Consider the following 26,025-nt stretch of genomic DNA (forward strand, 5'->3'; position numbering starts at 1 on the left):
GTGAGCAGGCGGGAAGCGCGAGCCGCGATGGCCGGGGAGACGATAAGGCGGGCAGAGGCGGAGCAGGAGGGGCCGGACAGCGGAGCGGTGCCGTCCGGCCGGCGATCAGGCGGTGATCTCTTCGATAATACGACCCTGCGCCATGCGCACGGCGCGATCGCACATGTGATCGATCACATCGGGATCGTGGCTGACCAGCACCATGGTCAGGCCATCCTGCCGTTTCAGATCGTTAAGCAGGTTGAGGATCTCCGCCTGCACGGACATATCCAGCGCCGACGTCGGCTCATCCAGCAGCAGGATCTTCGGCTGCAGCAGCAGGGCGCGCACGATGGCGACGCGCTGACGCTGACCACCCGAAAGCTGATGCGGATAGCGATCGGCCAGCGCCGGGTCCAGCCCGACGTGACGGAAACCCTGATCGATACGGTCGTTGATGTTATCGCGTTTCAGCAGCTTCAGCGGCTCCGCCAGCGTGCGGCGCAGACGGTGCCGCGGATGCAGCGAGGCATAGGGGTCCTGAAACACCATCTGCACTTCCTGCCGCAGCGCGCCGGTGAAGGCTTTGCCGGGCTGGACCTGATGACCGGCCAGCTGCATCTGACCCTGCCAGTGCGGGTTCAGCCCCGCCAGCACCCACAGCAGCGACGACTTGCCGCAGCCGGACGGGCCGACCAGGCCAAAGCACTCACCCGCTCTGACCGTGAGGTTAACCTCATGCACCACGGTGCGCAGCTCGTAGCCCTGCTTATGGGCGACGCTTAAATTCGCAAGCTCAATCATGATTTGCCTCCAGTGCCGCGCGGTCCAGCACCGGTAATGCCTGGCCGTGGGTCGCCTTGCCCGGCCGGCAGGCCCACAGCGTGCGGGTGTAGGGGTGGGTCGCGCGGGGCAGGTCAGCGGCAGGCAGCGTATCGAGCAGCCGGCCCTTGTACATCACCATCACCCGTTCGCAGTGTTCCGACACCTGCTGCAGGTCGTGGCTGATCAGCAGCAGACCCATGTTGCGTGCCTCCACCAGACCGCGGATCAGCGCCAGCACCTGATCGCGCATCGCATGATCCAGCGCGGAGGTGGGTTCATCGGCAATCAGGAAGTCGGGATCGGTGATCAGGGCGATGGCCAGCATCACGCGCTGGCCCATACCGCCAGAGAGCTGATGCGGATAGTGCTGCATCAGGCGACGCGGGTCGGGCAGGCCGACCGCATCCAGCATTTCACACACCTTCTCTTTGCGCTCGGCACGGCTCAGGCGGCGATGCAGGATCAGCGGCTCCTCCACCTGCCAGCCGATGGTGCGCGTCGGATTCAGGGCATATTTCGGGTCCTGCATCACCATCGCCACGCGGTTACCGCGCAGCTGGCTCCAGTGGCGCTCACTCAGCGTGAGCGCATTTTCGCCCGCGACCTGCAGCTGGCTGGCCTGCAGATGCAGCGCCGGAGAGAGTAAGCCCATCAGGCTGCGGGCAGTCAGGGACTTACCGGAACCGGACTCACCGACCAGCGCCACGCGTTCGCGGCCCACGGAAAAGGTGATGTTATCGACCAGCAGCGCATCATCGCTGCGAATGGTCAGCCCCTCAGCAGAGAGCAGATTATTTTGCATGACGGGTATCCAGTCGGTCGCGCAGGCCATCGCCTGTCAGGTTAAAGGCCAGGCTGGCAAACAGAATCGCCGCGCCCGGTGCGGCAGCTACCCACCACTGATCGAAGATCACTTTACTGCCTTCGGCCACCATCGACCCCCATTCTGCCGTCGGCGGCTGAACGCCCATGCCCAGGAAACCGAGGCCGGCAGCGGCCAGAATAATTCCGCCCAGGCTCAGCGCGGCGCGTACCACGGCGGTCGGCAGGCAGAGCGGCAGAATGTGACCGAACATCAGGCGAAAGCCGGTAATGCCCTGCATCCGCGCGGCGGCCAGGTAGTCGCTGCGGCGCAGCGCCAGGGTTTCCGCGCGCGCCTGGCGGGCAAACGGCGGCCAGCTGGTCAGCGCCAGCGCCAGCGCGCCGTTCATCAGGCCGGGGCCGAGAATCGCCACCAGCGCCAGCGCGATGACCAGGTTCGGCAGCGACAGGAAGATATCGGTAATGCGCATCAGCACGCGCTCCGTCCAGCCGCCCACATACCCGGCGGTGATGCCGATCAGCAGCCCGGCCGGAATGGTCAGCACCAGAATCAGCGACACCAGCAGCAGGGTAGGGCGCGCGCCATAAATCACGCGCGACAGCAGATCGCGGCCAAAGCCGTCGGTGCCGAACCAGTGCTGCGCCGAAGGCGGCAGCAGGCGGCTCGACATGGTCTGCAGATTGGGATCGAACGGCGCAATCAGCGGGGCTAACAGCGCCATCAGAATCAGGATCGCCACCAGCGTCAGCCCAACGGTTAACGAGGTAACGCGTTGACGGCGACGGCGTGGTCGCAGCGTTTCGAGTTCAGAGAGTTGTTGCGTCATCGGGTTCTCGGATCGGTTAACCAGGTTAAAACATCCGCCAGGGTGTTAATCAGGATAAAGCAGCCGCCGATCAACAGGGTTGAGCCCAGAATCGCCGGCACGTCGCCGGAGAAGAGCGCGTTGGTCATATAGCGGCCCACACCCGGCCAGGCGAAGACGGTTTCGGTCAGCACCGAGCCTTCCAGCAGCGTGGCGTAGGAGAGGGCGATAACCGTCACCAGCGTCCCCAGCACGTTGGGGAAGATGTGACGCAGCAGGATGCGCACCCGCCCCGCGCCCTTGGCTCGCGCCAGCACCACATACTCTTTGCTGCTCTCTTCCAGCAGCGCGGCACGCAGCAGACGGGTAATACCCGCCATCGCCAGCAGGCCCAGAATCACCACCGGCAGCCAGAGGTGCGCAATCGCGTTGCGGAACATCTCCGGTTCACCCGACAGCCAGCTGTCGATCAGCACAAAGCCGGTTTTCGGCTCCAGGGTATAGACCCAGATGTCATCCAGCCGTCCCGGTCCGGCAGACCAGTGCAGCACCGCATAAAAGAGCAGCAGACCCAGCAGGCCGAGCCAGAACACCGGCACCGAGTAGCCGAGCAGGGAGATAAAGCGGGCGAGGTTATCGATCCAGCTGCCCGGTTTCCAGGCCGCCAGCAGCGCCAGGGTGACGCCGAAGATAACCGCGAAGATCATCGCACAGGTGGCCAGCTCAATGGTGGCCGGGAAGGTGGACATCAGGTCGCTGCTGACCGACTGATTCGTCAGGCGGGAGACACCGAGGTCGCCCTGCGCCAGATGTTCAATGTAGCGCCAGAACTGTGTCAGCACCGGCTGGTCAAGACCGAGGTCGTGACGCACCTGCGCATAGGTCGCTTCACTGGCGTGATCGCCCGCGATCTGCTGCACCGGATCGATCGGTGAGAGATGCGACAGCATAAAGGTAAAGGCGAGCAGGCCGAGCAGCGTCACCAGCAGCGACAGCACGCTGCCGAGCAGACGCCCGCCCCGCTGCCAAAAAAGCCGGGCGAACCCGGCTGAAGGAACAGACTGAGCCATTACTTGGTGACCTGCGAGTAATACACCATGTCAGGGTTGATGCCCTGGACATAGCCTTTCAGGTTGTCGCGCAGGGCGATCAGGTTCTTCGCCTGCATCCCAATCACGTAAGGTGAGTTCTTCATCACTTCACGCTGCATCGCTTCATACAGTGCCGCCCGTTTTTTCGGATCGCTTTCGGCGGTCGCGGCAATCACCTGCTTGTTCAGCTCAGGAATGTGCCAGTCTGAACGGTAAGCAATGGTTTTGCTGCCATCTTCCGGATTGTAGGCAAAGGAGGCGGCATTGGTGTTGGGATCAAAATAGTCGGAGCCCCAGGCGTTCAGCGTCGCTTCATACTTATGCGCTTTCACGTTGGTGGAGACTTCGGAGCTCAGGCCCGGCACCACTTCGACCTTCACGCCGCCTTTGGCGAAGCTGCCCTGCAGCGCCTGCGCGATATCCAGATAAGGCGGCTGGTTGCTGGTGGAGAGCTTAAAGGTCACGTTGGTCAGGCCCGCTTTCTTCAGAATCGCTTTGGCTTTTTCCGGATCGTAGCTGTAAGGCGTGTCGTTGATCGCGCCCAGGAAGCCTTTGGGCAGGAAGGACTGATGCACGTCGAACTGGCCTTTCAGCAGCTCATTGGCGATGCCTTTGTAATCCCACAGGTAGCGCGCCGCTTCCCAGAAGGCCGGGTTCTTCAGCGTGTCGTTCGCGCCGATGTTGAACTGGATATAGTAGAGCGACGCCATCGGAATCGCTTCGGTCTTCACACCCGCTTTGCCGTTCAGTGCGGCGATCTGGTCAGCCCCCAGGTTACGGGCGATATCCGCATCACCCTGTTCCAGCAGCAGACGACGCGCGGCCGGTTCCGGCACGTTTTTGATCAGGATGTTTTTCATTTTGGGTGCGCCCGCCGGTGAGGTCGGGTTGGCACTCAGCAGCACCACCTGATGCATGACCACTTTACGGATCTGATACGGGCCGCTGCCCGCGGAGTGGGTGGCCAGCCAGGCGTTACCGAAGTCGCCATTTTTCTGGTTCGCCATCGCGGTTTTCTCATCGACGATCGAGGAGACCGGGGCGGAGAGCAGGCTCAGAACGTAGGTCGGGCTGACGTTGGCGGTCCAGCTAATCTGCACATGGTTGTCATCGACCTTTTTCAGGAAGCCATCGACGTTCTCTTTGGTCCAGCCGAGCTGCGTCAGAATGAAAGAGGGGTCCAGGTTCAGTTTGACCACGCGGCCCAGCGAGAAGATCACATCTTCCGGGCGTACAGGGTTGCCAGTAGAGAACTTCGCATCTTTGCGCAGTTCAAAGGTCAGACTGCGGTTATCGCTGCCAGGCTGCCAGGCGGTCGCCAGCGTCGGCTTCAGATCCACCGGGTTCTGCGGGTCAGACTGGACCAGGCGCTGATAGATGTTGGTAAAGGCCTGAACGCTGGTCAGTTCAAAGCCTTTTGCCGGGTCAAAGCTGTCTGCATCGTCTGTGGACTGCGCGATGACCAGCGTATCTTTGGGGGTGGCGGCCTGGGCTGTGAAGGAGGCAGCCAGCGTCAGCGCCAGCAGTGATGGAATTATAGTTTTCATGAAATTTCCTTGCCTTAGAAAGTTACGCGAGTTTACGAAAGGGCCGATGTGAAGAATAGTCGAATATGGGCTAATCATATGCCTTAAAGTTATAAGCGATGGGTTGTGGTTATAACAGCGTAACGGCGTTGTTAGCGAAGCGGCAGGCTGAGCAGAAACAGAACCTCAACGAAGCGGTTATTTCCCGCGAAACGGCTTTACCGTAATCCCGCTCTTCTTATAATAGCGGCATCTCACTACTGGAGTATTCCGTTGGACAGTCACCCTGAATTAACGATTATTCTGGCAAGCTGAATTTTCTCTGCTGCTTGCCAACCGGCGAGCAGCGATCCCCCGTTTTAATTCCCGATCGCGCTCCTTAATAATTTCCCGTTGCCTGTGGGAGTGCGCGTTATGCTGCTGTTTATCTTAGCCCTTTTTCCTCCGCCTCGTCTGGCGTAGCTCAGGCTGCGCCCGACCGCTGATATCAGACCCGGATTACGCTGTGTTTAAACAGCGTCACGCTTCGCTGCGCGCGACATTATTTTCTGCGCCGTCAGAAACGCGTGTTCATTTCTCAGGGTCGCCTCATTAAATAACCCGGCTACGCCAGGTTTTATCCATGCACGTTATTTTGCGTGCAGGACAACCATTGCTTTAAAACAGGGAGATGTCGAAATGAGCGACATGAAACTGGAACAGGCTGCCATTCTCGCTTCCGGCAACCACAACGATAAAAAAAGTAAAAAAACATTTGCCGTGACCCGGCAGGCAGGTCAGCACGTTGAGATGACGCTGGCGAACCTGCGCACGCATCGCCAGGGGCTGACCCAGGCTGAAGCGGCGAAACGCCTGGCCACCTATGGCCGCAATGAAGTGGCCCATGAGAAAGCGCCACCGGCGCTGGTGCAGCTGCTGATGGCGTTTAACAACCCGTTTATCTATGTTCTGCTGGTCCTGGCGCTGGTCAGCCTGTTTACCGACTACATACTGCCGCTGCGCGCCGGTCAGGAGACCGATCTCTCCGGAGTGATCATCATCTGCACGATGGTGACGCTGAGTGGCCTGCTGCGTTTCTGGCAGGAGTTCCGCACCAACCGCGCGGCGCAGGCACTGCAGTCTCTGGTGCGCAGCCAGGTCACCGTGCTGCGGCGCGAGGCGGGCAGTGAAACCGCACAGCGTCAGGATGTGGATATGAGCGAGCTGGTGCCGGGCGATATTATTCTGCTCAGCACCGGCGATCAGGTGCCCGCGGATGTCCGGCTGCTGAGTTCACGCAATCTGTTCATCAGCGAAGCGGTGCTGACCGGAGAGTCTCTGCCGGTGGAGAAACAGAGCCTGGATGCCGGTATCGACGCCCATGACCGAACCGATCAGGAGCTGCTGGCGTCAGCCAACATCTGCCTGATGGGTACCAGCGTGGCCAGCGGCACCGCCAGTGCCGTGGTGGTGGCGACCGGTGGCGACACCTGGTTTGGCTCACTGGCCTCCTCGCTGACCGGCAGCCGCCCGCAGACCGCTTTTGATCGCGGCGTTAACAGCGTCAGTAAACTGCTGATCCGCTTTATGCTGGTGATGGTGCCGGTGGTGCTGCTGATCAACGGCTTTACCAAAGGCGACTGGATGGATGCGACGCTGTTTGCACTGGCGGTGGCGGTCGGGCTGACCCCGGAAATGCTGCCGATGATTGTCAGTGCCAACCTGGCAAAAGGCGCCATTGCGATGTCACGCCGCAAAGTGATCGTTAAAAAGCTCAATGCCATTCAGAACCTAGGGGCGATGGATGTGCTCTGCACCGACAAAACCGGCACGCTGACTCAGGACACCATTCTGCTGGCGCATCATCTGGACACCCGGGGCGCGGAGGATGCGGAGGTGCTGCTGCTGGCCTGGCTCAACAGCGGCAGCCAGAGTGGCGCAAAAAACCTGATGGATCGCGCCGTGCTCTGCGCCGGAGACAAGGTTATTTCACAGACCCGGCGCAGCCAGTATCAGCTGATCGATGAGGTGCCATTCGATTTTACCCGCCGCCGCGTTTCGGTGCTGGTGGAAGATCTGGCGCAGCATCACTCACAGCTGATCTGCAAAGGGGCGGTGGAAGAGATGCTGGCGGTGAGCATCGCCGTCCGGCAGGGCGATGAAGTCGTCGCGCTGGATGCGGCACAGCGCGAGGCGCTGCTGGCGCAGACCGAACGCTACCATCAGCAGGGCTATCGGGTGCTGCTGGTGGCGACCCGTGATGATGAACTGCACGCGCCGCTCAGCGAAAGTGATGAGCGCGATCTGGTTATCCAGGGAATGCTGACCTTCCGCGATCCACCGAAAGCCAGCGCCGGTAAGGCGATTAAAGCCCTGCGCGACAGCGGCGTGGCGGTGAAAGTGCTGACCGGGGATAACCCCCTGGTGACGCAGCGGGTCTGTGCCGATGTCGGGCTGACCGATCCGGCGATGCTGACCGGCGAACAGATTGAGGCGATGGACGACACGCAGCTGGCGCAGGAGGCGGAACGCTGCACCCTGTTTGCCAAGCTGACGCCGCTGCAGAAATCACGTCTGGTGCGCCTGCTGCAGCAGAACGGCCATACCGTGGGATTTCTGGGCGATGGCATCAACGACGCGCCTGCGCTGCGGACGGCCGACACCGGGATTTCCGTAGACAGCGCGGCGGATGTGGCGAAAGCCTCGTCAGACATCATCCTGCTGGAGAAAGATCTGCAGGTGCTGAACGAGGGAGTATTAAAGGGACGTGAGACCTTTGGCAACATCATTAAGTATCTCAACATGACCGCCAGCTCGAACTTCGGCAACGTTTTCTCGCTGCTGGTCGCCAGTGCCTTTATTCCGTTTCTGCCGATGCTGTCGATTCATCTGCTGATTCAGAACCTGATGTATGACGTCTCCCAGCTGGCGCTGCCGTGGGACAAGGTTGACCGTGAGTTCCTGAACAAGCCGCGCAAATGGGATGCCGGCAACATCAAACGCTTTATGCTGTGGATGGGGCCAACCTCGTCGATTTTTGATATCACCACCTTTGCGCTGATGTGGTTTGTCTTCAGCGCGAACCATGCGGGCGTGCAGTCACTGTTCCAGTCCGGCTGGTTCATTGAGGGGCTGCTGTCGCAGACGCTGGTGGTGCATATGCTGCGCACCCGGAAGATTCCGTTTATCCAGAGTCGCGCCACCTTGCCGGTGATGCTGACGACGCTGGCGATCATGGCGCTGGGCATCCTGATTCCGTTCTCACCGCTGGGCGCGATGGTCGGACTGGTGCCGCTGCCCTGGCAATATTTCCCCTGGCTGGTGCTGACGCTGTTCAGCTACTGCCTGGTGGCGCAGGGCATGAAACGTCTCTACATCCGTCGTTTCGGTCAGTGGTTCTGAGGAGGGGAAGATGAAAAAAAGCAGGCTGGATCGCGTTTTTGTCAGCGTCATGATTATCGGCGTTACCCTGATTGCGCTGACGGTTCTGGTGCGGTGACAGAAGAAAGAGCGTGCGGCAGCGAGGTGACTCGCTGCCGTTTTTACTGGCGGGGCACCTATTCCTGGTCGCGCTCCCGGCTGGCGCGCTGACGCTCGTAATACTCATCTTCAGCGGTGATGATCTCATCCAGCAGGGAATCCATATCCACGTCACGCTCCTCTTCCACAAACTGGCCGGTGAGCGTCGTTTCCGGGGTTAACTTACCCTCTTCATAGAGCTGCCAGATCTCGCCGGCATAGCGCGTCTTTAACAGCTGCGGGGCGAACTGCCCATAGTAGGCGGTGATGTTATTCACGTCACGCGCGAACATCGACTCCGCATGGTTGTTGGCCGCCGCATCCACCGCCTGGGGCAGGTCGATGATGACCGGTCCCTGATCATCCAGCAGGACGTTGAACTCCGACAGGTCACCATGAACGATACCGGCACAGAGCATGCGAACGATGTTGCGGATCATGGTGTTAAAATCGGTGATCGCCTCCTCTTCGGAGAGCGTTACGTCGCTAAGGCGCGGCGCGACCGAACCATTGGCGTCGGTGACCAGCTCCATCAGCAATACCCCGTCGATGCAGAGATAGGGCTGAGGCACGCGCACCCCGGCGTTAGCCAGGCGAAACAGGGCGTCGACTTCGGCGGTCTGCCAGGACTCTTCCTGCTGCTTACGGCCAAACTTTGAGCCTTTCTGCATGGCGCGGGCGTTACGGCTGTTACGGGTTTTCCGGCCTTCCTGATACTGAACCGCCTGCTTAAAGCTGCGCTGGGTCGCCTCTTTATAGACTTTGGCGCACTGCACTTTGTCACCGCAAAGCACGGTGTAGACGTCTGCTTCCTTGCCGCTTTTCAGGCGCTGCAGCACATCGTCAATCAGGCCGTCATCGACCAGGGGCTGAATTCTGTTTGGGATTTTCATGCGGCTTTATACCTTATTTCACCCGCTTTTCGTATCAATTTGCGCTGATGGAAAACCTGAGCCATGCGTGAACAAAGTCTGTAATTCTACCCTGGAAAACGCTTCAGGGGGATGATCCTTGCCTGACCCGCGTTTCTGACCGGTTTTTTTCCGCAGGCCGTCAGAGAGTGGCGTGCTGAAGCAGAAGGAGATGCGTGCGGCCCCGTGGCGCAACAGAGAAACCTAGGGAGTATGGCGTCAGATGCGCAGCGACGGGACGGGTTCAGGAAGAGAGGGGCAGCGGGCCGGTATCCTGGTGCGGCGGCGCACAGGTATCCGGCCCTGCGGCGGGGTTACTTCAGGGACTTGAGCACTTTGACTGTGCTTTCAATGTCGATCTCATCTTCGGAGAAGATCAGCGTCGAGCCCTGGAAGGTGGTGACCGCCAGCTTTTTCAGCGAGCGCATCTCACCCGGTTTCGCGTCCGATTTAGGCCGGATGTTATTCAGCAGCAGTCCTACTGAGAGCACCGCGTTCTCTTTGTCGATACCAGTATCCGCTGGCACTTCTTCGCTGTAGACCAGGTAAGACTTGATCGAGGTGATTTTCAGCCGCTCGCCCGCGATGAAGATATATTTACTCTCCGGGGCCACCTTCACCGCATAGGCGGATAAGCCTTTGTTGTTGGTGGTTGGCTCAAACGTTACCGCCGCATCTTTCTTAATCAGATCAGGATTGGCGACCTTAATCACATGAAAATAGCGGTTATCGCCGTTTTCATCTTTGATAAAGCCGAATCCTTTATCTTTAAACCAGGTTGTGATTGTTCCGTTCATCGCCATTTTTCTTGCCTGCTTACTCTGCTCAGTTTTTACAGCGCGCAGTGTAAAACACAATGCCTGCGCAGACTATATCAGTCTGGACGATAATTTTCCGGCGTGCCAGGGGCGGCGGCGCGTCAGGCGGCGGGGTAAAAAGCGGGGCGGAAAAGGGGAAGGCGGGGATATCAGGCTGTCCGGCGCCGTGCTCCGCAGCGGAGCGATCGGGCAGGCGCACCAGACGGGCTGCCGGAAAGCGCAGGCCCGCCTGAGGGTCAATCGCCGTTACTCATTGCCCCAGCGGTTCAGGAATTCAGCGATATCATCAATACGCTGCTCGTCGATGCCCGCTTCACGCGCCATCTCCTGCTGCGACGCTTCACTGATCTCCTCGTTGTTCATTAAACGGGTGATCAGCAGCTGGAAGTAGTGCGCCAGCGGGGTGCGTTCCGCTTCGTCCACCGGCTTCGCGGACTCGGTCGCATACTCATCGGCGACATCGTAATACTTAAGAGGGATTTCGTTGGTCATAATGGGGTCCGCTGGATTAACGTCGGTTCAGAGGCTGCCAGGGGGCCTGGCGTGTGGCGCTATTATTTCGTGTCTGGACGGGGGCTGTAAAGGGGGAGAGGCGGCAGATGACACTGCCGCGTAATCGGGCTGTCTGCGTCAGGCGGTAATACTCTCAATCGGCTCGACAAGACACTCCGGGTGCGCCTGCAGGCGTGCCAGCGCCTCGGCATAGGAGGGCATGGAGTCGGCCGCGCCAGCACGCTCGACACAGAGTGAGGCAAATGCCGCAGCAAAGCGCGCCGCCTGCGGCAGGTCATCGCCCGAAGCGAGCCGGGCGGCGAGCGCGCCGTTGAATGCATCTCCCGCGCCGGTGGTATCGCGCGGCTGCGCCGGGAAGAGCGGAATGCGCTGTTGCTCCGCAGGCGTTGACAGCAGGGCTCCGGCGATGCCCAGCGTGATGATCACCTGACGCGCCCCTTTGCGATGCAGCACCGCGGCGGCGCGGCGGGCGCTGTCGAAATCGGTGACGGTCACGCCGCTGAGCTGGGTCGCCTCGGTGCTGTTGGGCGTCAGTAGATCGATCTTTGCCAGCAGCGCATCGCTGACTTTCTGCCAGGGGGCCGGATTGAGGATCACAAAGGTGCCGCTGGCTCGGGCGTTATCGATCATGCGCTGGATGGCGCTGAGGTTATTTTCGAGCTGCACCAGCAGGATATCTGCGGCGGCTACCGTCGGCTGACAGCGCATTACCTCTGCGGCCGTCACGGTGGTATTGGCGCCGGGATAAACCGAAATCATATTTTCCGCATCATCGCCTGCAACATAGATTAGGGCGTTACCGGTGGGCTTCTCCTTACAGGTAAAGAGCGTAATGGCGTCAAAGCCGGTTTTCTCCAGATGACGACGTGCAAAGAGGCCGAAATCATCGTTACCCACTTTCCCGATGTAGTGCACCCGCGCACCTGCGCGCAGCGCCGCCGTGGCCTGATTTGCTCCTTTTCCGCCCGCACCCATCATGCTGTGGTGCGCCGTCAGCGACTCACCCGGTAGCGGAAAGCGACGCATGACGGCGACCACATCGAGATTAAAAGAGCCGAACACACACACTTTTCCTTTCATCCTGCGCTCCTGAACAGGCGTTCGGCGGCGAGACAGGCACCGCGACAGCCCGTGTAGTCGGTTGAGTGGCTGAAAACAATCTTCAGGTTTTCACGTGTGACCGGTGGCCGCAGATGCTGCTGGATCTGGCTGCGCAGCAGGGCCAGCGGAAAATCAGCCATCGCCAGCACGCCGCCGCCAAGGATCAGATATTCCGGGTCGAGTATATTCATCTCGGTGGCAATCAGCTGCGCCAGACGTCGCACAAACGCCTGAAGTTCCGGCTGCTCTCCGTGGCGGGTAAACAGCGCGGCGATAGGCGTGTCGGCGGCGTTCAGAGCGGCCCAGTGACTCAGCCAGTGACCCGAGGTCAGGGTCTCCGCACAGCCGCGATTGCCGCACGGGCAGGGGAGGTCGTTTCCGGCGACGGGCACGTGGCCCAGTTCCCCTGCACCACCATTCTCGCCGTGATAAAAGTGGCCATTCAGCCACAGGCTGTTGCCCATCCCGGTGCCGGGATAGAGGCCCACGGCGTTAGCCGGCAGCTGCTCCAGCTGCAGCAGATCCCACAGCATCAGATGGTTGACATCTTTGTCCATCGCGACCGGCACGCCGAGTTGCGCCGCCAGACGCGCCGCCACCGGCTGATGATCCAGCGCCTGAATAAAAGGCAGCGAGATCACCTGTTTCCTGTCGCGGCTGAGGATGCCGGGCAGCCCCAGCATGATGCCACTGACCGGCTGCTGCTCCAGCGTTTCATCAATGAGCTGTGCCAGGGCCTGCAGCGCATCGGGCTGCTGCGCCCAGCTGGTGGTGGGCACCTTGCGAAAGCTGCTCCAGATGCCCCCCTCTTCCATCAGCTGCAGCCGGGTACCGGTGCCGCCGATATCGATACCGAGCCAGCGTGATCTCATGCGGACACCTTCGTCAGCCCCTGGGCCTCATCAATGCTGTCGCGCATCATCTCCCACGCGGTGGCTAAATCGTCATGGATATTGAACAGGCCGGAGGTGCCGACAATCAGCACTTCCGCGCCTGCGCCGATCAACTGGTGATAGGTGCGGGTGTTGCAGGAGCCGTCGATCTCGATCAGATAGTGAAAGCCGTGCTGCTCCTTCAGCGCTTTCAGCTCACGCACCTTTTCCACCATTTCCGGAATAAAGGGCTGGCCGGCGTAGCCGGGGTCGACCGTCATCACGGTGATCTTATCAAGCAGATGGATATAGTGCTGAAGGTATGACACCGGCGTCGCCGGATTCAGCACCACGCCCACCTTTTTGTCGAAGCTGCGGATCAGGTTAATGACGCGAAACGCATCGCGATTGATGGTCTCCGCGTGCGGACAGATATAGTCAGCGCCCGCTCTGGCGACCGCCTCGATAAAGTCGGTTGGCTCTTCCACCATCAGATGCACGTCGATCGCCACGCGGGTAAAAGGACGGATCTGCTCAATAAAGAAGGGAGAGAGCGTGATGTTCTTAACGTAGTGACCATCCATGATATCCACATGAAGAAAGTCAGCGCGCGAGTCGAGGATCTGCAGCTGGTGCTTGATCTCCATCAGGTTCATACACATCAGTGACGGGGAGATTTGAGTACGCATCATACTTCCTTCTTTTCAGTCAGAGGATTAAGCACCGCGGCCAGCCTGCTGAGCTTTACGGCACGGTGTTCGTTGAATCGGGTTTTGAATTGTTTGAAGGCGAGAACTACAATCAGCACCGCGCCCCACATGGCCAGGCTGACGTGCTGGCTGATATTCATCAGATTGAAACCGGTGGAGAGCACCTGCAGCGCAATCAGCGCCAGCACCACGCCGGTCACACGGCCGAAGCCCCCGTTGGGATCGGTGCCGCCGAGAATAATGGCCAGCACCGTCAGCAGCAGATAGGCGTCGCCGTAGCCCATACGGGCGGAGTTGAAGCGCGCCATCATGATCAGCCCCGCCAGCACGCAGAGCAGGCTGGAGATCACATAGACCAGCATCACCATGCGATGGGTGTTGATCCCGCTGAACCAGGTGGCGTTGATGTTGCTGCCGCCCATATAGATGCATTTACCGGCGCGGGTTTTACCGAGGAACAGCGCCAGCAGCGCGGCGGCGACCAGGAACACCCAGAGCGGCAGCGGCATACCCAGCAGCGTGTCAGCTCCCAGCGCCTGCACCACCGGCGGCATGCCGCTGACGGCCGCGCCGTGGGTCAGCCAGATCCCGATGCCGTTCAGCGTCATCATCGTCGCCAGCGTCACCAGAATCGGATGTGCGCCGATCCGCGTCACCATCAGCCCCGTCACTACGCCGATCGCGGCCGCGATCAGCATGGCGCCAAGGATGGCGATAAAGAGCCATAGCAGCTGCAGCGCCATTCCGGCACCGGCGGGCAGGGCGCTCATCAGCGTCCAGGCGATAAACAGCGCCGTGAGGTTGGCGGTCGCGATAATGGCGAGGTTCAGGCCGCCGCTGAGGATGGCGATAAACATCGCCAGCGTCAGTAAACCGAGTTCCGGCAGCTGAAACGCCATACTCATAAAGGTGGAGTCGGTCAGGAAGCGCCCCGGCAGCATCACCGTGAAGGTGGCCAGCGCCAGCGCAATCAGCAGCATCAGGCCGATGTTGGTCCCGTCGGGTCGCAATGCAGTCAGTGATTTCATTATCAGTGCCCTCGGTCACACAAAACTGACGTCAGTTTCTTTGCGTTTTTTGTAGTGGGTCACGGCGATCGCAATCATGATGACGCCGCCTACCACGATATTCATGAAGTAGTTCGAGACGCCGACCAGGTTGAGGCCGTTCTTGAGAATGGCGATCAGGAAGACCCCCATCAGCGTGCCGCTCACCGTCCCTTTGCCTCCCATCAGGCTGGCACCGCCCAGCACCGTGGCGGCCAGCACGTCCAGCTCGCCGCCAACCAGCGCGTTGGGCACCACCTCGCCCATGCGATAGACCTGCACCAGCCCGCCGATGGCCGCCATCGCGCCCAGCCAGCCGTAAGCGAATACGTGAATCAGGCCGACGCGGATACCGATACGGCGGGCCGACTCTGCATCGCCGCCAACGGCGTAGAGCTGGCGTCCAAGGTTGGTTTTGTTCAGCAGTAGCGCGGTGACAGCGGCGATCAGCAGCATGGTGACCAGCGGCAGACCGACCTGGAAGCTCTCACCCTGCCAGCTGAACGGCAGCACGTTGCGCAGCGTGATCCACCACTCCGGCAGCGAGTAGAGGCTGCGGCCGCCGGTCACCCACATCAGCAGCCCGAACAGCAGCGACTGCATGCTGATGGTGATGATGATGGAGACCACCCGCAGTGTGGTGATCAGCAGGGCATTGACCACCCCGAACAGCGTGCCGCACATCACCGCCAGCAGAATGCTGAGCAGCGCATTGTCGAACTGGAACTGCACAAACAGCGACGCCAGCAGGTACTGCACCACAGAGGCGACGGCCGCAAACGAGATATCGATCCCGCCGGTGACCAGCACCACAAACAGGCCCAGCGCAAAGATGCCGGTAACGGCGTAGCTTTCCGCCAGATCCAGCAGATTCTGCATGGTGAGAAACTGGTCGCTGGCGAGCGAGAAAAACAGAATGAACGCCAGCAGCACCCAGGCGAGCCAGCCCTGACTGGAGTGCGGACGGAAACGGGAAAAGTCAGGCATTGATCACCTCCGCCAGCTGCTGCTGTTCGACGCTATCGGGTTGGTATTCGGCATGGATCGTGCCATCGCGGAAGTGGAGGATCCGGTCGCAGTTGTACCAGACCTCCGGCACCTCATCAGAGATCAGGATGATCGACAGACCCTCTTTCGCCAGTTCATGGATCAGCTGATAGATACTGGCCTTGGCACCCACATCGACGCCGACGGTGGGAGAGTCGAGGATCAGAATGCGCGGCTGGGTCAGCACCCATTTCGCCAGCACAATTTTCTGCTGGTTACCGCCGGAGAGGGTGGAGATGGCGAGATTTGGATCGGCGACGCGCACGCCAAGCTGCTGGATCCACTGCAGAATCAGCTTGTTCTTACGGTACTCATCGATCAGGTGAAAGCGATTCTGTAGCTTGTCGAGGATCGGCAGCACCATGTTGTCCGCCACCGACTGCTGCTGCACCAGGCCCAGCGTCAGCCGATCCTCCGAGACGTAGCCGATGCCCGCTTTGATCGCATCTTCATGGCCGCGAAAGCGCACCGGCTTGCTGTCGAGCCAGATCTTGCCGCTGTCGGGACGGGTCATGCCGAACAGCGACAGCGCCAGCTCCGTACGGCCGGAACCGAGCAGCCCGCACAGTCCGAGCACCTCGCCTTCATAGAGTTTGAAATTGACGTCGTGATACTGACCGGCGCGGGTTAACGACTCGATCTCCAGAATAGCGCGATCGCTGTTGCGCGTCGGGGCTTTCAGCTGATAGTCGAGTTTCAGGCCGGTCATCAGCTCTGTCAGATGGTGCGGCGTCATCTCCCGCGCAGGCCAGCAGCCCATTTTGCGTCCGTCGCGGATCACCGTTACGCGGTCGGAGATCTCCAGCACCTCATCCAGCCTGTGGCTGACAAACACCACGCAGATGTTCTTATCTTTCAGGTAGCGCACGGTACGCAGCAGCTGATTGACCTCAGTGCGGGTCAGCGAGGCGGTCGGCTCATCCATGATCACCAGCCGCGCATCGGCGACCAGCGCACGGCAGATCGCCACCTGCTGACGCTGCGCGATAGAGAGCGCAGCGACTTTCTCATCCAGATCGAGATCGAACTTCAGTTCGGTAATGATAGTGCGCGCGCTCTCCCGCAAACGTGCGCGGTGGTGCCAGCGCAGCAGACCGTTGAGGTTATGCTCGAAGGCGATGTTCTCTGCCACGCTGAGGTTGGGGAACAGCGAGAGATCCTGATAAATCACCTGGATACCGAAGTCGCGCGCCTGCCGGGTAGTGAGGCGCGGCAGCGTCGGACCGTCGCCCAGCGTGATGCGGCTGCCGCTGTCCGGGGCGTGCACCCCGGAGATAACTTTGATCAGAGTGCTCTTGCCACAGCCGTTGGTACCCGCAAGGCAGTGCACTTCGCCTGCCCGCAGAGTCAGGGAGATATCGCTGAGAGCGCGGTTACCACCAAATGTTTTCGACAGATTCCCGAGCGCAATCAGTGTCTGTGGAGTGACCTCTTGCATATCAGAGCCCCATTTTTACCAGTTTTGGCAGGTTGGCTTTATCCAGACTTTCGGTGCTGTTACCCAGAATGGTGTGGGTGGCTTCATCCACTTTGACTTTGCCCAGCCCCTCAATCGTCATGCCGTCGGTGATCGGCTCCTTCTTCTGCATCATGTCGGCGATGCGGACAAAGACTTCGCCCGCGGTCTCCGGATTCCAGATGTAGCCCCCTTTGATGGCGTTACGCTGCACCAGCGAGGCACCCTGGCCCGGACTGAAAGAGCCAATGACGCAGACCTGGTCGATTTTTTTACGGTTCATCACCGCACGCCCGGCGCCGATAGGCCCCTGTGAACCAAACGCCAGGATCCCTTTCAGATCGGGATATTTGGACATCAGCTCATTGGTGGTACGGATGGAGTCATCCAGCGATTCGCCGACGCCAAACTTGTCGGTGACCAGCTGCATTCTGGGATAGTGCTCTTTCTGGTAAGTGAGCGCGGCGTCGGTCCACTGCTGATGCAGAGGCACCGTCAGGCTACCGACGTACATGGCATATTTGCCTTCGTCGTGCATGCAGTTCGCCAGCGCTTTCATATGGTTGATGCCGTGAGTGGTCGCATCGACCAGTTCGAAGTCCCAGTTGGCCCCCTGCTGGCCGGGTGACTCATGGGTAATCACTTCGATACCGGCGTCACGGGCCCGTTTCAGCACCGGCTCCAGCACTTTCGGGTCGTTGGGCACCACGCCGATGATATCGACTTTCTGCGCAATCAAATCTTCAATGGCGCGCACCTGAAGCGCCGGGTCCGCGGCGGTCGGCCCCACCATCCACGCATCGATACCGCGTTTAGCCGCTTCACTTTTAATGCCCGTCTCCATGGCATTGAACCAGGGAATACCGCCTATTTTGACCACAATACCCATACGTAATTTATCTGCGGCCTGCGCACCAGAGGCGGCAAACAGGGCAAGCAGAGAGCAGGCGATAAGATGTTTTTTCATACAGACTCCGGATTAATTTTTAATTAGCTGCATGGATTGATAACGCTGAGAACAGACGATGACGTTGACACCATTCCATGCCAGTTCCTGTTCAAGCTCTTTATCTTTTAACTGGTCGGTAATAAGAAAATCGACATCACGGTAGTGACAGATACGGGCAAAAGAGGGGCGCAGAAATTTACTGCCATCCATTAAAAGATGTTTTCTTTCTGCGGCCAGCAGCATCTGTTGTTTCAGGTGCGCATTATTCTCATTGCCTTCGCGTAAATATCCGTCGTTGCCCAGACTGCTACAGGAAAAAAAGATTTTATTAATTTGAAATTCACGTAGTGGCTGCTCGGCCACCACGCCGTGAAAATCTTCATCGCGATCGGAATATTCCCCACCCAGGCAGATCGTGCGGATACTGCCGCGCGCCGCCAGCGTCTGCACGATGCGCAGCGAATTGGTTAATACCGTTAACTCAATGTCCGGTAGCTGCCGCGCCAGATACCAGCAGGTGGTACTGCTATCCAGCAGGATGCAGTCGCCGGGGCTGATAAAGTCGAGCGCACGCTTGGCAATGATCATTTTTTCATCAGCGTGCTCATTAATTCGCTGGCGGAAGGATAATTCGTTCTCTTTAGCAATTCTGTTATTTCCCGGCGTGCCGGTGCTTTGCTTTTTTATCAGTACTGCGCCGCCGTGGCTGCGCTGTAATAAACCGCGCTTTTCCAGCTGGCTTAAATCCCGGCGAATGGTTTCCTGTGAAACCTGACACAGCGTGACCAGTTCTGAGACAATTACCCGGCCATTAATATTAATCTCATTAATAATTCTTTGCTGTCTTTCAATCGGCAACATACTTTTCCTCCGATGGAGATAAATTACTGGAAGCGAACATGGGAAAATGTGGGCTGGGCAGGAGTCCACGCGGGCAAATAGTGACGCCCTTTATTAAGTGATGAAGTCGAAATAAAACATGCAAAGCCATGCAATTAATTGCAGGTAAAAGTGATTCCCCTCACATATTTTCGCGGTGAGGGCCGGTGAAAATAAAATACCGGCTGAACAGACTATACCGCTGTTACGGGAAAGGGATGACTGTTTGTGACCGTTTATGTGGGTTTGACCGTTTAAGCTTACGCTTTAACGTTTTCATGAAGGGAACTGGTCCATCTGACAGCGGGCGGAGGGTGAGAGTCGTACGGCGATTCCGGGCAGGGTGGAGGGATGGCGCTGCTTTTCTGGCCGGGACTTCGGGTCCCGGCTGTACACTTTCTATTCTGCGTCGCCAGCGCCAGACTTACCGGCGCATAAAGCGTGCCCGCCACGGCTTGAGAACCCATAACGCCAGCCCGGCCGTGATAAAGTCGAAGGTAATCGCGCAGCCAAAGACCAGGTGCCAGTTATGGGTGTGCTGATACATCAGCGCCGCCAGCGGGCCGCCAAAGATCGAGCCTATGCCCTGAGAGATATAGAGCCAGCCATAGTTGGCTGAGGCATTTTCACTGCCGAAGGTGTCGGTGAGTGTGGAGGGGAAAAGCGAGAAGATTTCACCCCAGCCAAAAAAGACGACGCCAGAGAGCAGAACGAACAGCAACGGATCTTCACGGCACGCCAGCCACAGCGTCATCGCCACGCCCTCCAGTGCGAAGGCAATAAACATGGTGTTTTCACGCCCATAGCGGTCGGAGATAAAACCAAACAGCGGTCGCGTTAAGCCGTTGGTGAAACGATCGATGGTCAGCGCCAGAGGCAGCGCGGCCATACCGAAAATAACCGCCTTGCTGATGCCAAAGTCTTCGGCAAAAATCGCCATCTGCGACGTCACCATCAGACCCGAGGTCGACATCATCGTCATCATCACAAACATCAGCCAGAACAGCGGCTGACGCAGCATTTCCCCGGATTTGAACTGGCGCTGGCTCACCACCGGTGCGGATGGTGTGCTGACCGGCGGCGTCATGCTGGTGCCGGGCAGCCTTAAGTTCTGACTGGCGAGAAGACCCACCGCGGCGAAGAGCAGGCCAAAAACCGTCATTGTCTGTTCAAGACCGTAGCTGTTGAGAGAGATGGAGATGGGGAAGGTGGTAAAAATTGCGCCCATGCCGTAGCCCGCTGCCACGGTTCCGGCGGCAAAACCGCGCTGCTGTGGAAACCATTTCATCACCAGCCCCACGACGCCGATATAAACAATCCCCGTGCCCAGTCCGCCGAGGCAGCCATAAACCAGATAAAGTGCGGCCAGGCTATCGACCCGGGCGGCAATGACCCAACTGAAGCCAGCCATCACCGTACCTATCGAGATCAGCAGACGCGGTCCAAAACGCTCAACCAGCCGCCCCTGAAAGGGTGAGAAAAAGGTCTGCAGAATAATCAGCACTGAGAACGTTACCTGCAGTTCCGCCAGCCCGACGCCGAGTCTGGCCATCATCGGTTTGGTCAGCAGCGTCCAGACGTACTGCGGGCTGGAAATGGCTGCCATACAGATTAATCCAAGCAGAAGCTGTACCCACTTGCTGTGTTTCGCTATTACCACTGGTTCGCTAATTGAGGTCATGGCTCTCTCCGGAAGTATGTTCTGTAATGCAGCCAGATTCCGCCCGCTCTGTATGCCACTCTTATGGCGTCGCAGATATCCGGACGGTTAACGGCTGATGCCAAATCTTTAAGATCATCATCCCTGTGGAACGACGTGACTGGAGAAATTTGCAGGAAGTGTGCCAATCTAAAAATTATTCAATATCAAGGGCTTAAAGTTATGGCAAAGTGATAAGTGTGATGCAGTGCAAAATATGAGTGCGCTGAGTTGGTGCGCAGGGAAGGGATGAGCGCGGGTAGGGGAGCTGTAGATCAGGGACTGATTACCGGCTGCCGTCAGCCCTGGCTGGCGCAGGGGTCGCGGTGATAGCAATGTATTTTCTTAATCCCATTGGACGGCTTACACCGGGAGGATCGGTAAAGGGTAATCTCAGAGAGGGAGTTGGCAACACGTGCACCGTCCATGTCGTATTTCCAATAAAGCTAAAGCTCACAGAATTTTCATTCACACTCAAATTCGTGAAGGTGCCAGTAACATAATGACCACCGAGAGAAAGGCGCTCAATGATTCCAGATTGAATGTCGATATAAAAAATATGAAGGCTTTCTTCGTAAACGATATCGTCAGTGGTAAAGAGTAAAAACCGTTTATCGGACGCTCTGACAGCAGCTTCGAGTTCTTTTCCGAAAACAATAATGCCCGTATTTTTATCTTCCAGAAATATTTCACATTGCGTTTCGCTGAGCCTTTGGGCTTCCTTTACGACAGAGAGCGATATGTTATCAATTAACTTCATGTTCATTTCTAAAACCTGCCCGTTTCTCATGTTGTCACTTTCTACCTGGAGAGAAAGCCTCCTGAGTCTTTTAAGGATGGCTGATACAGGCGTGGAAGATGAATAGGGTAACTACTCCCCCTGTGCGAATATGTCAAACTCAATCGACTCTGTCTTTTACTATCTTACCGTTATTTTTCAAGCGATAAACATTATTGTTGGTTGTAAAAGAGAGTCCTATATTTCTACCGTAACGAACAGTAAGAATTTTGTCTTTTGCTATACAGTTCACTGGTGGTTTCATGTCTTCGAAACATAGCCTGTCATACTTGCCTTCTTCTTTATAGCCATCGCCAAAATCCCAGAAGACGACAGTAAAATAACCATCATTATCAGGCGCCGGGACGCCATGACTGTTTTTAAGCATAGATTTGTTTTCCTGCCACCAGTCTATTCTCTCTTTATCTGTAAAAGGGAAGTTTTTTACCAGAACGTAGCTGTGATTACCATTTTTATGGACAGCAACGATTTCTGCAGGACGCAGCAACAGCCAGAAAACATAGGCCAGCAGAAGGCAGGAAAACAACGATAGTATGAAGATAGCTGGTTTATTTTTAACTTTTATCTTCTCATTTCCCATTTCCCATGTTGTTTCTTTTACTCCTGTAGAAAAAGCCTCACGAAAATTTTGCCAGTTTTCAGGATGGCTGATACAGGCGTGGAAGATGGGTGCGTTCATTACTATCCCCACGCCAGAGAGGCCGAGTTTATTAGTCTTCAAGTTTTAATATTTTTCCATCTGCTGTAAGACGATATTCGCTATCGCTTCCTGTAAATATAGTGCCTCTGTTCTTGCTAAAACTGATTGAAAATACTCTCTCCTTATCAATACAATTTACTGGCGGTTTCATATCATCAAAGCAAAGTCTGTCATATTTCCCTAACTCTTTATAACCATCCCCGAATAACCAAATAGTCAGGTAAAAATGACCGTTTTTATCAGGTTTTGGAATGCCGTATTTATCATTTAATATTTCCTTGTTTTTTAACCACCAGTTGATTTTTCCTTTATCAGTTGGCGGGAAGCTATTGACCAGAACATCACTGAAACCACTACTTCTGTGATGAACGGCTATGATATCCACGGGGCGCTGAGACAACCACAGCCAGTAGCTAAGTAGCACGCAGCCAGCCAGAAAAAACAGAGCGATAATTATCTTTTCTTTTAGTCTCATTTGCGCATTCCAGTAATTTCCAGAGTTGTTTCCACATTGGTCATGAATGGTTTGAAGCCAAACTGATTGTATCGCTGTAACACGAACCAGATACAAAAGAAATGAAACTGATTGAATTTTGCATTCAGAATGTCATCACTATCCAGACCAAAGTGATCCTGAACTTTGTAATGTACTACTGCCCGGAAACGATCATTATTAATATGCAGGGATTTTATAGTGATATGCGTTGCCCAGGTATCATGAACGGTGATACCCATGCCGTTAAAATTATCCTGGAATCTGTCGAATTTAGGCAATTTACCACCTGATATGGCTTCATACAGTTTTGCCTTTTCAATAGATGGATAGATGCTATTTTGCCAGTCAATATTATCTTCAAGCGCTTTCTGCAATAATAGACGTGTACTATTTCCCAGCGAGTTATCATTGATTATATGTTCTTTTAGAGCCTGGTTCAGCGACATATCATGGAAGGGCGTACCATTGCCGTTCTGCATGTGCGTGATCATCTTTTTGATCAGATGACTATAGGGCCCGTAAAAAGAAAATTTTCGGGAAAATGAGCGGAACTCATCAAACAATAGAGCAGCACACTGCTGGCGGGTAATCTTTTCACCCTGGCCGCGCACATTGCAGCAAAACATGGATTGTGGACGATCCATTGAGGAACGCCGGGTAAGCGTCCAGGGATCAACCCGGTCAGAAATGTAATCCAGCCGGTACTGAGACTTTAGCTGTGCTTCGGTCAGATCGCCGCAGCGCATGTCTTTAGCGCCGTAATCGTCCATCCACTTTTGGGTTTTGAATATGGTGCAGGGAAAATGTAATGCAGCCATGATTTTACATTCCTTGTGTAATCATCCGTGGTGCTCTTGGCAGGAAATAATACGCTGTTAAAGGTCAGAGTGTAAACACCATATAGCCTCTGCCCTTCATTTTTACAGATGCACTTTCGAGGATATGAGCTGATTGATTCTGTATAACACGATAATTAGTAAAATCAGTAAATGATGAGCTTTTAATAAGATGAAGGCTGAAAATGTACGACATATGGGTAGAGATGTAATGATGGCGAAATGAGCGTCGCAGGAAGAAAACCACGTTAACTGGCCGCTGGTCTGCGCCACCTCTCACGGTACTCTGCCGGGTCAATCTGCTTTACACTCGTGCTTTAGCAATGATGACGGACAGGTAATTGACGCCTGCATGACAAGGCTGCATATTGCTGATGCTGAACTTTAGGACCTCTTTACCTGATATGATCTATCCCTGTTTCTTTATATATAGCAATGTTAGTTACGTCTTCATAAGCCAGAAGAGATAACTGCATGAAGAAGAAATTTTCTGACGAATAGATAATTAGTATTTTCCACGATACCGAGGTGGAGTCTTGGTTTAGGAACGCCAACTTAACACTATCAAATACCTTATTTTTAGCCTTTTAAAAATCCTAAAGCTGAATGAGGTGGCTAAAAGGTTATGATTTGAATATTTCTCTTCATAATTCACGGGAAAATAAAGAAAAAAAAGCCCAGAGGGCTTGTTCTGTACGGGCTTCACGGACGCGCTGGCGGAATCTGAATAAGCCGATCAAGGCCATGAAATTAATTGTTTTTCTTCAATTCAACTTTGGCTTGTGTACCTAAACGTGTACCAATTATTGAATCTCATACCCCGGAGCAGCCCGGCAAGGATAACGAATGCTTGGCGCTTGATTCATAATAAAATGATTTTTGAGAAAAGTGTTCACACTGTTCACCTTTGGTTTTTATGTATTAATTTCAATTTTTTAGGTAGTGAGTGATTTGAGGCGGGATGTACACTAGTGTGCACTTTTGGTGATCACCTTAGCCAAGATCACAAAAAGCGACCTGAGCCATTATGCGTAATGTGAAGTTATTAGGTGCTGCTGTTGTCAATGGTCCGCTTTGTGGCAGGAGCAGTCGTTAACAACAGGAAAAAGCAGGCACGCAAAAAGTGGTTATTTTCTTTACATTGGAATAGAGTCTGTAGCTGCGATCCAGTCAGGCGGAATTTCCATTTTTCTACCATTTTTACCTGTATCTTCCATAAAAAGATTTAAGTGTTTTTTGTGCTGTTTTATTGCCCATGTCAAGCTCTGGAACTCAAATGCAACCCGTAAAAATGATTGCATTGATACCCTAAACCCTCCGTCCAAAATATTTCCTGTTGCTGATATTTGAGCATACCAATGCTCGTCTTGTAAAAAAATGATATGTAGACCATTTCTCTTAAATCTTCTTTTTATGACTTGCAAGTCAAGAAGAACAAAAATGCTTAAATTCCCATTTATGAAATTATATATATGTTCAGGGTTTAGAGAAAGTTGGAAAGGTGTATAGGGATGCCAATTCATTTCTCTTTTGTACTCGTTCAAATTGAACATGTGAATGTACTTTCCATGTATCTTGTCAAAAACTTCTTGCTTGAATTTTGTTATAGCTAGATAGTGAACTCCACTCTCTGGTGAGACATGGCTAGTGCCTTGTTCATAGGACTTACTTATGCAATCATTGATGGCTTGCAAGTGATACTGTTCTTTTTCTGTGTGTTCGCGTCTTATTACAGGCCCTACGCCTCGGAAATTTTCGGCCTGATCGTTTATGAAAAAGCGATTTAGCTCATCTATGTTTTTAAGTTGTTTTTCCCCTCTGTTATTTAGTTTACTTGATGTTTTAACTTCAATAGGATAGGGATCATTATGGCTCAGTAGGCATACATCTCCATGTCTTAGCGTATTTGTAAGATCACAAAGCACTGCAGGCACATTCTTTTGAGCTGCTGTTTTTAGAAGCATTATTTCCGATTTGATGCCTTCTTTTCCAGAAATGAACCCGGCAGTTTCCTTTACATGATAATGTTCATTGTAAAGAAAGTGTCTTATTGCATATTTGTCACAAAAATGGAATGCAATGCTATCTCCATACATCTTCCATATGTAAATGATATATCTATAGCTCTCCATTTTTTTATCAAACTTATTTATAAGGGTTGTTATTTCTTTTGAACGTTCTCTGGTTGGTCTATCATTTGCTTTTTCAAGACGTAGTTTTTGAATTATTCCTTTTGTGCGAATAATTGCTTTTTCTGCCTCTTTAATCTTTTTCAAAAGCAATAGTTGGAAGTCTACGATTGCTCCTATCGACAATTTTTTTTGTGTCTTAATAATGTGAAGCATTATCGTTAATTGTTCAATGCTCTTCTTGTATCTGGCAACCATAGATTAGCCCCTCCCAAAAAAACACATGTTAAACATGTCTTGAACTTACCACAAATTCCAACAGTCTTGCTACAGCCTTTCATAGTTCCACAATAGGCGGCGAAATCTCGCAGCCATCCAAAGTTCTGCTCGTCTATCAAGTAATTTTGATACTTTTTATCGAGACCGAAAGATTGCGTGACCTGCTCCCTGTTTGCTAACAAAGAATGCAGTTAGCAATTTCCGCTTCTCGCTCTTAGCGGACCTTGGCTGACATTAA

The 26,025-nt window shown here is 55.2% G+C and carries 23 protein-coding genes; 1 reads left to right on the top strand and 22 read right to left on the bottom strand.

Annotated elements, in window-relative coordinates; genetic code table 11:
* Positions 1–105 precede the first annotated feature (105 nt).
* Genes OXR04_RS19090 through OXR04_RS19110 form a run of 5 tightly spaced genes read right to left on the bottom strand, consistent with a single transcriptional unit; the run spans position 106 to position 5,070 of the window.
* A complete protein-coding gene (locus tag OXR04_RS19090) occupies positions 106–783 on the bottom strand; it encodes an ABC transporter ATP-binding protein (RefSeq protein WP_009088569.1) in 678 nt (225 codons plus the stop codon).
* The gene (locus tag OXR04_RS19095; RefSeq protein WP_058957961.1) at positions 776–1,606 is read right to left on the bottom strand and encodes an ABC transporter ATP-binding protein; all 831 of its coding nucleotides are present in this window, start codon (positions 1,604–1,606) and stop codon (positions 776–778) included. The genes OXR04_RS19090 and OXR04_RS19095 overlap by 8 nt, the downstream gene beginning before the upstream one ends.
* Positions 1,596–2,453, bottom strand: a complete 858-nt coding sequence (locus tag OXR04_RS19100) for an ABC transporter permease (protein WP_009088573.1) — start codon at positions 2,451–2,453, stop codon at positions 1,596–1,598. The genes OXR04_RS19095 and OXR04_RS19100 overlap by 11 nt, the downstream gene beginning before the upstream one ends.
* Entirely contained in the window at positions 2,450–3,502 is a 1,053-nt protein-coding gene (locus OXR04_RS19105; protein WP_046102403.1) for an ABC transporter permease, read from the bottom strand. Before OXR04_RS19105 ends, OXR04_RS19100 begins: the two co-directional genes overlap by 4 nt.
* On the bottom strand, positions 3,502–5,070 hold the full coding sequence (locus OXR04_RS19110; RefSeq protein WP_267372603.1) for an ABC transporter substrate-binding protein: 1,569 nt from the start codon (positions 5,068–5,070) through the stop codon (positions 3,502–3,504). The genes OXR04_RS19105 and OXR04_RS19110 overlap by 1 nt, the downstream gene beginning before the upstream one ends.
* A gap of 657 nt (positions 5,071–5,727) precedes the next feature.
* On the opposite strand from OXR04_RS19110, the gene mgtA reads away from it, so the two are divergent.
* Positions 5,728–8,430, top strand: coding sequence for a magnesium-translocating P-type ATPase (gene mgtA / locus OXR04_RS19115; protein ID WP_267372604.1), 2,703 nt, complete (start codon positions 5,728–5,730; stop codon positions 8,428–8,430).
* Between the two features lie 155 nt (positions 8,431–8,585).
* Here mgtA and OXR04_RS19120 read toward each other — a convergent pair whose 3' ends face one another.
* The 17 genes from OXR04_RS19120 to OXR04_RS19200 form a co-directional block, all read right to left on the bottom strand.
* Complete coding sequence (locus tag OXR04_RS19120; RefSeq protein ID WP_009088581.1) at positions 8,586–9,440, bottom strand: PA4780 family RIO1-like protein kinase; 855 nt, start codon at positions 9,438–9,440, stop codon at positions 8,586–8,588.
* Positions 9,441–9,772: 332 nt separating this feature from the next.
* Complete coding sequence (locus OXR04_RS19125; protein WP_009088583.1) at positions 9,773–10,261, bottom strand: cold shock domain-containing protein; 489 nt, start codon at positions 10,259–10,261, stop codon at positions 9,773–9,775.
* Positions 10,262–10,522: 261 nt separating this feature from the next.
* Positions 10,523–10,768: a YmjA family protein gene (locus OXR04_RS19130; RefSeq protein ID WP_009088586.1), complete on the bottom strand. Its 246-nt coding sequence runs from the start codon at positions 10,766–10,768 to the stop codon at positions 10,523–10,525.
* 138 nt (positions 10,769–10,906) lie between these two features.
* Positions 10,907–11,869, bottom strand: a complete 963-nt coding sequence (locus tag OXR04_RS19135) for a ribokinase (RefSeq protein WP_267372605.1) — start codon at positions 11,867–11,869, stop codon at positions 10,907–10,909.
* Complete coding sequence (gene alsK / locus OXR04_RS19140) at positions 11,866–12,762, bottom strand: allose kinase (RefSeq protein ID WP_267372606.1); 897 nt, start codon at positions 12,760–12,762, stop codon at positions 11,866–11,868. Before alsK ends, OXR04_RS19135 begins: the two co-directional genes overlap by 4 nt.
* On the bottom strand, positions 12,759–13,451 hold the full coding sequence (gene alsE / locus OXR04_RS19145; RefSeq protein WP_058957966.1) for a D-allulose 6-phosphate 3-epimerase: 693 nt from the start codon (positions 13,449–13,451) through the stop codon (positions 12,759–12,761). The genes alsK and alsE overlap by 4 nt, the downstream gene beginning before the upstream one ends.
* Complete coding sequence (locus OXR04_RS19150) at positions 13,451–14,500, bottom strand: ABC transporter permease (RefSeq protein WP_046102429.1); 1,050 nt, start codon at positions 14,498–14,500, stop codon at positions 13,451–13,453. Before OXR04_RS19150 ends, alsE begins: the two co-directional genes overlap by 1 nt.
* Before the next feature lie 15 nt (positions 14,501–14,515).
* A complete protein-coding gene (locus OXR04_RS19155) occupies positions 14,516–15,505 on the bottom strand; it encodes an ABC transporter permease (RefSeq protein ID WP_046102397.1) in 990 nt (329 codons plus the stop codon).
* Positions 15,498–17,003: a sugar ABC transporter ATP-binding protein gene (locus tag OXR04_RS19160; protein ID WP_058957968.1), complete on the bottom strand. Its 1,506-nt coding sequence runs from the start codon at positions 17,001–17,003 to the stop codon at positions 15,498–15,500. Before OXR04_RS19160 ends, OXR04_RS19155 begins: the two co-directional genes overlap by 8 nt.
* A 1-nt stretch (position 17,004) precedes the next feature.
* Entirely contained in the window at positions 17,005–17,988 is a 984-nt protein-coding gene (locus tag OXR04_RS19165) for a substrate-binding domain-containing protein (RefSeq protein ID WP_140029735.1), read from the bottom strand.
* A 12-nt stretch (positions 17,989–18,000) separates the two neighbouring features.
* Positions 18,001–18,831 (bottom strand): DeoR/GlpR family DNA-binding transcription regulator, encoded by an 831-nt coding sequence (locus tag OXR04_RS19170; RefSeq protein WP_009088604.1) that lies wholly within the window; start codon positions 18,829–18,831, stop codon positions 18,001–18,003.
* 442 nt (positions 18,832–19,273) lie between these two features.
* The gene (gene oxlT / locus OXR04_RS19175) at positions 19,274–20,530 is read right to left on the bottom strand and encodes an oxalate/formate MFS antiporter (protein ID WP_267372607.1); all 1,257 of its coding nucleotides are present in this window, start codon (positions 20,528–20,530) and stop codon (positions 19,274–19,276) included.
* A gap of 304 nt (positions 20,531–20,834) precedes the next feature.
* Positions 20,835–21,314 (bottom strand): hypothetical protein, encoded by a 480-nt coding sequence (locus tag OXR04_RS19180; RefSeq protein ID WP_267372608.1) that lies wholly within the window; start codon positions 21,312–21,314, stop codon positions 20,835–20,837.
* Positions 21,315–21,447: 133 nt separating this feature from the next.
* Positions 21,448–21,912: a DUF943 family protein gene (locus OXR04_RS19185; RefSeq protein WP_267372659.1), complete on the bottom strand. Its 465-nt coding sequence runs from the start codon at positions 21,910–21,912 to the stop codon at positions 21,448–21,450.
* Between the two features lie 145 nt (positions 21,913–22,057).
* Complete coding sequence (locus OXR04_RS19190) at positions 22,058–22,522, bottom strand: DUF943 family protein (RefSeq protein WP_267372609.1); 465 nt, start codon at positions 22,520–22,522, stop codon at positions 22,058–22,060.
* Positions 22,519–23,361, bottom strand: a complete 843-nt coding sequence (locus tag OXR04_RS19195; RefSeq protein WP_267372610.1) for a YPO3983 family protein — start codon at positions 23,359–23,361, stop codon at positions 22,519–22,521. The genes OXR04_RS19190 and OXR04_RS19195 overlap by 4 nt, the downstream gene beginning before the upstream one ends.
* A 1,154-nt stretch (positions 23,362–24,515) precedes the next feature.
* A complete protein-coding gene (locus OXR04_RS19200; RefSeq protein ID WP_267372611.1) occupies positions 24,516–25,766 on the bottom strand; it encodes a hypothetical protein in 1,251 nt (416 codons plus the stop codon).
* Positions 25,767–26,025: the final 259 nt, after the last annotated feature.

It is taken from the genome of Pantoea sp. GM_Pan_3, assembly GCF_026541045.1.
In the GTDB taxonomy this organism is placed as follows: domain Bacteria; phylum Pseudomonadota; class Gammaproteobacteria; order Enterobacterales; family Enterobacteriaceae; genus Pantoea; species Pantoea anthophila.

Bases quoted from the DNA above. Each gene is read 5' to 3' on its own strand.
- OXR04_RS19165 (WP_140029735.1), bottom strand. From the start codon at position 17,988: ATGAAAAAACATCTTATCGCCTGCTCTCTGCTTGCCCTGTTTGCCGCC.
- OXR04_RS19105 (WP_046102403.1), bottom strand. From the start codon at position 3,502: ATGGCTCAGTCTGTTCCTTCAGCCGGGTTCGCCCGGCTTTTTTGGCAG.
- OXR04_RS19100 (WP_009088573.1), bottom strand. From the start codon at position 2,453: ATGACGCAACAACTCTCTGAACTCGAAACGCTGCGACCACGCCGTCGC.
- OXR04_RS19195 (WP_267372610.1), bottom strand. From the start codon at position 23,361: ATGGCTGCATTACATTTTCCCTGCACCATATTCAAAACCCAAAAGTGG.
- OXR04_RS19155 (WP_046102397.1), bottom strand. From the start codon at position 15,505: ATGCCTGACTTTTCCCGTTTCCGTCCGCACTCCAGTCAGGGCTGGCTC.
- OXR04_RS19125 (WP_009088583.1), bottom strand. From the start codon at position 10,261: ATGGCGATGAACGGAACAATCACAACCTGGTTTAAAGATAAAGGATTC.
- mgtA (WP_267372604.1), top strand. From the start codon at position 5,728: ATGAGCGACATGAAACTGGAACAGGCTGCCATTCTCGCTTCCGGCAAC.
- OXR04_RS19160 (WP_058957968.1), bottom strand. From the start codon at position 17,003: ATGCAAGAGGTCACTCCACAGACACTGATTGCGCTCGGGAATCTGTCG.
- OXR04_RS19150 (WP_046102429.1), bottom strand. From the start codon at position 14,500: ATGAAATCACTGACTGCATTGCGACCCGACGGGACCAACATCGGCCTG.
- OXR04_RS19190 (WP_267372609.1), bottom strand. From the start codon at position 22,522: ATGAGACTAAAAGAAAAGATAATTATCGCTCTGTTTTTTCTGGCTGGC.
- OXR04_RS19135 (WP_267372605.1), bottom strand. From the start codon at position 11,869: ATGAAAGGAAAAGTGTGTGTGTTCGGCTCTTTTAATCTCGATGTGGTC.
- OXR04_RS19110 (WP_267372603.1), bottom strand. From the start codon at position 5,070: ATGAAAACTATAATTCCATCACTGCTGGCGCTGACGCTGGCTGCCTCC.
- OXR04_RS19180 (WP_267372608.1), bottom strand. From the start codon at position 21,314: ATGAACATGAAGTTAATTGATAACATATCGCTCTCTGTCGTAAAGGAA.
- OXR04_RS19095 (WP_058957961.1), bottom strand. From the start codon at position 1,606: ATGCAAAATAATCTGCTCTCTGCTGAGGGGCTGACCATTCGCAGCGAT.
- OXR04_RS19130 (WP_009088586.1), bottom strand. From the start codon at position 10,768: ATGACCAACGAAATCCCTCTTAAGTATTACGATGTCGCCGATGAGTAT.
- OXR04_RS19120 (WP_009088581.1), bottom strand. From the start codon at position 9,440: ATGAAAATCCCAAACAGAATTCAGCCCCTGGTCGATGACGGCCTGATT.
- OXR04_RS19090 (WP_009088569.1), bottom strand. From the start codon at position 783: ATGATTGAGCTTGCGAATTTAAGCGTCGCCCATAAGCAGGGCTACGAG.
- OXR04_RS19200 (WP_267372611.1), bottom strand. From the start codon at position 25,766: ATGGTTGCCAGATACAAGAAGAGCATTGAACAATTAACGATAATGCTT.
- alsK (WP_267372606.1), bottom strand. From the start codon at position 12,762: ATGAGATCACGCTGGCTCGGTATCGATATCGGCGGCACCGGTACCCGG.
- oxlT (WP_267372607.1), bottom strand. From the start codon at position 20,530: ATGACCTCAATTAGCGAACCAGTGGTAATAGCGAAACACAGCAAGTGG.
- OXR04_RS19170 (WP_009088604.1), bottom strand. From the start codon at position 18,831: ATGTTGCCGATTGAAAGACAGCAAAGAATTATTAATGAGATTAATATT.
- alsE (WP_058957966.1), bottom strand. From the start codon at position 13,451: ATGCGTACTCAAATCTCCCCGTCACTGATGTGTATGAACCTGATGGAG.